The 2985-nt window shown below is 67.0% G+C and carries 5 protein-coding genes; 2 read left to right on the top strand and 3 right to left on the bottom strand.

Annotated elements, in window-relative coordinates:
- The first annotated feature begins 113 nt into the window (after window positions 1–113).
- Entirely contained in the window at window positions 114–455 is a 342-nt protein-coding gene (locus IH615_RS11585; RefSeq protein ID WP_291362032.1) for a YciI family protein, read from the top strand.
- Window positions 452–1663 (top strand): RNA polymerase sigma factor, encoded by a 1212-nt coding sequence (locus tag IH615_RS11580; RefSeq protein ID WP_291362031.1) that lies wholly within the window; start codon window positions 452–454, stop codon window positions 1661–1663. The genes IH615_RS11585 and IH615_RS11580 overlap by 4 nt, the downstream gene beginning before the upstream one ends.
- Here IH615_RS11580 and IH615_RS11575 read toward each other — a convergent pair.
- Genes IH615_RS11575 through IH615_RS11565 form a run of 3 tightly spaced genes read right to left on the bottom strand, consistent with a single transcriptional unit; the run spans window position 1660 to window position 2821 of the window.
- Window positions 1660–1857, bottom strand: coding sequence for a hypothetical protein (locus IH615_RS11575; RefSeq protein WP_291362030.1), 198 nt, complete (start codon window positions 1855–1857; stop codon window positions 1660–1662). The two genes, IH615_RS11580 and IH615_RS11575, sit on opposite strands and share 4 nt — an antisense overlap.
- A 2-nt stretch (window positions 1858–1859) precedes the next feature.
- Complete coding sequence (locus IH615_RS11570) at window positions 1860–2531, bottom strand: nucleoside/nucleotide kinase family protein (RefSeq protein WP_291362029.1); 672 nt, start codon at window positions 2529–2531, stop codon at window positions 1860–1862.
- Entirely contained in the window at window positions 2531–2821 is a 291-nt protein-coding gene (locus IH615_RS11565) for a DUF6460 domain-containing protein (RefSeq protein WP_291362028.1), read from the bottom strand. Before IH615_RS11565 ends, IH615_RS11570 begins: the two co-directional genes overlap by 1 nt.
- Window positions 2822–2985 lie beyond the last annotated feature (164 nt).

Genomic DNA, 2985 nt, shown 5'->3' with positions numbered 1-2985 from the left:
GCCCTCCCCTCAAGGGGGAGGGAGGGCAAGAGCCGATCACTGATGCGCCATGTCGATTCCCCCTCTCCCTATTCGACAAGACTTCGGTACAACCACAGCCGGAGGATCATTCCATGCGCTATCTCTGCCTCGTCTGCTTCGACGCCGCCGTCATCGACACCCTGCCGCCCGGCGAATGGGACACGATCGTGCGGGACTCGGCCGAATATGATCGCGAGCTGCAGCGGCGTGGCCATTTCGTCGCCGCCGAGGCGCTGATGTCGCCCGACACGGCAACCACGGTGCGCATGCGCCAAGGCAAGATGAGCGCCACCGATGGCCCATTTGCCGAGCTCAAGGAACAGGTGGCTGGCTTCATCCTGATCGAAGCAGCCGACCTCAACGAAGCCATGCGCATCGGCGCCAATATTCCGCTGGCGCGGATCGGCTGCGTCGAAGTGCGGCCGGTGATGTGAGCGACGCCGCTGCTGCCATCGAGGCCGTCTACCGGGCCGAGGCGCCGCGTGTGCTGGCGACGCTTATCCGCCTGCTGGGCGGGTTCGATCGCGCCGAGGAAGCGCTGCACGACGCCTGGCTCGCGGCGCTCGACAGCTGGCCGCGCAAGGGCATACCTGCCAATCCGCGCGCCTGGCTGGTCTCGGCCGGGCGCTTCAAGGCGATCGACCGCATCCGCCGCGAGGCCCGTTTCAGTGCGGCGAGCGAGCAGCTGGCGCAACAGATCGAGCTCCATGCTGAGCCGGACGAGGACGATGCGCCTGCCATCGTCGATGACCAGCTTCGGCTGATCTTCACCTGCTGCCACCCGGCGCTGGCGCCCGATGCGCAGGTGGCGCTCACCCTGCGGGAAGTCTGCGGCCTCACCACCGAGGCAATCGCCGCCGCTCACCTCGCCAAGCCCGTCACCATCGCCCAGCGCATCGTGCGGGCCAAGGGCAAGATCCGCGACGCCCGCATCCCCTATGTCGTGCCCGGGCCCGAGGAATTGCCCGAGCGCATCGAGACGGTACTGCAGGTGATCTATCTCGTCTTCAATGAGGGCTACCTGGCGTCATCGGGCGACAGCGCCCTGCGCACCGATCTCTGCGCCGAGGCGATCCGGCTGGCGCGGCTGCTGGCCACGCTGATCGACGAGCCGGAGGTCAGGGGGCTGCTGGCGCTGATGCTGCTGCAGGACGCGCGCCGCACCGCGCGGCTGCGCGACGGTGAGATCGTGCCCCTTGAGGAGCAGGATCGCGGGCTGTGGAATCTGACGCAGATCGCCGAGGGCCAGGCACTGGTGCGGCAGGTGCTGACTGGCCGCTTCAGCCTCTATTCGGTGCAGGCCGCAATCGCTGCATCCCACAGTCCCGATGGAAGCGACTGGCCGCGCATTGTCGCCTTCTACGACATGCTGATGCGCATCGATCCATCGCCGATCGTGGCGCTCAACCGGGCCGTGGCCGTGGCCATGCGCGATGGCCCGGCGGCGGGGCTGGCGCTGGTCGAGCAGCTTGCCGAGGACCTTGCCGACTATCGCCTGTGGCACGCCGCCCGCGCCGACCTGCTGCGGCGGCTGGGGCGCCTGGACGAGGCAAAGCGCGCCTATGCTGCGGCGCTGGACCTGACGGTGCAGGAGGCGGAACGCCGTTTCATCCAGCGGCGGCTGAGGCAGCTTCAGCCCTAGGCACCGGAACAGGTCCGGGCGGCCTCAGCCTCGACATCGCGCGGGTCCAGCGTCGCGCCCGGGCTGGCATTGCGCTCGATATCGCGACCGATGATCGAGACGCAGCGCTCGAAACCGGTCGGCTTGAGCAGCACTGCGCCCGCGATGGTGCCGGCTCCGGCGAGAATGGCAGCCACAAGCAGGGCCGTGCGCATACCTAGTGCTCCACGTCCATCGCGATCACCACATCGGCGCGGTCCTGCGACAGGCGGACCAGATCATAGTTGGGCAGGTCGTTGCGCTCAATATGGGCGCGGTTGCGTTCCTCGGTGAACAGACCTTCTTCGCCGTGACGCTTGAGCAGTCGTGCCTTGACCAGGTCGCGGGGCACATCGATGAACACCGAATAGTCCAGCAGCGGCTTCACCCCGGCCCAGGGCCCGTCAGTCAGCAGCAGATAATTGCCTTCGACGATCAGCACGCGCACCTCGGATTGGATGGTGAAGGCGTTCTCGACGGTGTCCTCGATCTTGCGGGAATAGCCGGGCCCGCTGACCGGGCCGGTCGCGGCCTTGAGGTGATGCAGGAAATTGACGAAGTCGGCGCCTTCGAAGGTGTGCGGGGCGCCCTTGCGGTCGGTCTGACCCATTTCTTCGAGCTTGGCATGCTTGATGTGAAAGCCGTCCATCGGCACCAGGGCGGCGCTGCCGGGGTGGGTAGCGTTGAGCATGGTCACCAGTTCGGCGGCCAGCGTCGACTTGCCGGTGCCCGGGCCGCCCGTCACCCCGATGGCGATACGACGGTGCGCCTGGCTCTCGAGCTCGAGAATATGCGGCACCAGCCGTGACAGGGCTTGCTGGGGCGTGAGGCGCAGGTGCAGGGGAGCCATCAGCGCGCCTTGCTCAGCCGGATGACCAGCCAGATCGGCACCACCAGAGCCGCGCCCGTGATGATATAGCCGCCCAAGTTGCGGAACAGGCCGGCGCCATCGCGCAGCGTCTCGCGCAGCACGTCGATTGCGCCGCGGATGACGCCCTGCACATTGACGCCAAAGACGCTCATCACGAAACCGACCAGCAGCGAGATGAAGGCCAGCTTGAGCAGGACGCTCAGCGGATGGCCGCCGAAGAAACGCTCGAGCGGGGAACGCCGTGCTTCAGCCTCGGGTTGATCGGTCATGCTGGCCTCCCTGTTACGGTCCTGGGGGATCATATAGGCTCGAATGTGATTTGCAGAAGGTGTGACTTGTTGGTTTTCCGCCGCGCCTCTCCCGTGGGATCGTCGGCCGTTTTGACGGGCGTGGTCGCCATCGCCCCCTCCCCCCTTGAGGGGGAGGGTTGGGG

Origin of the sequence: Devosia sp., from assembly GCF_014860165.1 — a bacterium.
Lineage (GTDB): Bacteria > Pseudomonadota > Alphaproteobacteria > Rhizobiales > Devosiaceae > Devosia.
Note: the sequence above shows the minus strand (reverse complement) of the source record. Positions and strands in the feature narration are given on the sequence as shown.

What these genes read in the sequence shown, in the direction of transcription:
- IH615_RS11585 (WP_291362032.1), top strand. Translation starts at nt 114, where the DNA reads ATGCGCTATCTCTGCCTCGTCTGCTTCGACGCCGCCGTCATCGACACC.
- IH615_RS11575 (WP_291362030.1), bottom strand. Translation starts at nt 1,857, where the DNA reads ATGCGCACGGCCCTGCTTGTGGCTGCCATTCTCGCCGGAGCCGGCACC.
- IH615_RS11570 (WP_291362029.1), bottom strand. Translation starts at nt 2,531, where the DNA reads ATGGCTCCCCTGCACCTGCGCCTCACGCCCCAGCAAGCCCTGTCACGG.
- IH615_RS11565 (WP_291362028.1), bottom strand. Translation starts at nt 2,821, where the DNA reads ATGACCGATCAACCCGAGGCTGAAGCACGGCGTTCCCCGCTCGAGCGT.